Origin of the sequence: Kitasatospora sp. NPDC058492 (assembly GCF_042720685.1) — a bacterium.
In the GTDB taxonomy this organism is placed as follows: Bacteria; Actinomycetota; Actinomycetes; order Streptomycetales; family Streptomycetaceae; genus Kitasatospora.
The window spans coordinates 1-1,115 of the sequence record NZ_JBHXMU010000185.1; the positions used below are offsets into that span (position 1 = coordinate 1).

The following is a 1,115-nucleotide window of genomic DNA, read 5'->3' on the forward strand; positions in this document are numbered from 1 at the left end:
GAATACGTCCTCGGGGGTGCTGTCGAGCAGATCGCCGACGTGCTGGCCAGTGCTGGCCGCGAGGGGCTTCAAGAAGCGGTCGAGCACGTGCGCGGTGGCGGCTTCCATCTCCTCGTCGGTGTAGGTGGCGGCCTCGGTCTGCGCGTTGCTGGTCATGTGCTGTGTCCTTTCGGGGGGTTGGTGGTCTGTCGGGCGGGGTGCCGTTCCCTTTCCGACATTTAAAAGAATACAGCGAATAGACATCAAGGTCAAGTCTGGGGCGTGTCGAAACGCAGGAAAACCGCAGGTCAAACGGGTGAAACCCTGCCCCGTGGATTTGGCTTGTACAGGCTAAGCGGGTTGGTGGTGGGCATGGTCCGGCCGGTCGGTGTCGGCCGTGGCCGTGGTCCTGGTGCTCGTCGTCGCCGTGGTGGTCGGCGTCGGCGCGGGCCGTCGCCGTGGTCCTGGTGGTGGCCGCTGTGGTGGTCGCCGTAGGCGGATCCGGGCTGCGGGTTGGGTGGCGGGTGGTACCGGGGTTCTTGGTCGTCCGATGGCTCAGCCGCGACGATGCTGGGCCCGAAGCGGTACGCGACCAACACCGGGTCGCGGTGCATCGCGGCAGCAGGTGATCCCCGCCAGCCACGGCCGGGCCGGGGTGGTCGCCTCACGCTCCCGCAGGGGTGACGGCGGGGGTACGGTGCCCGGCCCCGTACGCGCCCCGCAGACGGCTGTACCGGGCCGTGACGACCCCCCACCCTTCCGCCGCCAGCCGTCTTTCCCAGCCCGAAACAGCCGCGGCCGCCCACGCAGCCGGCCACGGAGGATTACGGACCCTAGGCGCCCCCGGACACCGCGGCGGTGCCCGCGTGGAGGTCTGGAGCAACGGCCCGGCCGGATGCGGGGTCTGCTCGATCAGCCCCTCCTGCCCCTACTGCGGCCGGTGCTGGTTGGTCTCGTCGTCGGTAAGCAGACCTCGGTAGAAGTCGAGCGAGACTCGGGCGCTCGATGGGAACCGCGCCGCCGTCCATGTGGACTTGCCGGAAGCGGGCGGGCCGATGAGCACGATGGCGCTGCCCGGTTCCCACCGGTCCAGCGCTGCGGTTGCAGCCGCGTTCACTGGCTCGGCCCGTCCTTGG

1 protein-coding gene is annotated in these 1,115 nt (G+C 69.9%); it reads right to left on the reverse strand.

The window, feature by feature from the left end; translation table 11 throughout:
- Nucleotides 1–907: 907 nt before the first annotated feature.
- Nucleotides 908–1,115: hypothetical protein (locus ACFWPI_RS39850; protein WP_380425397.1), on the reverse strand; the 208-nt coding region annotated here is incomplete at its 5' end.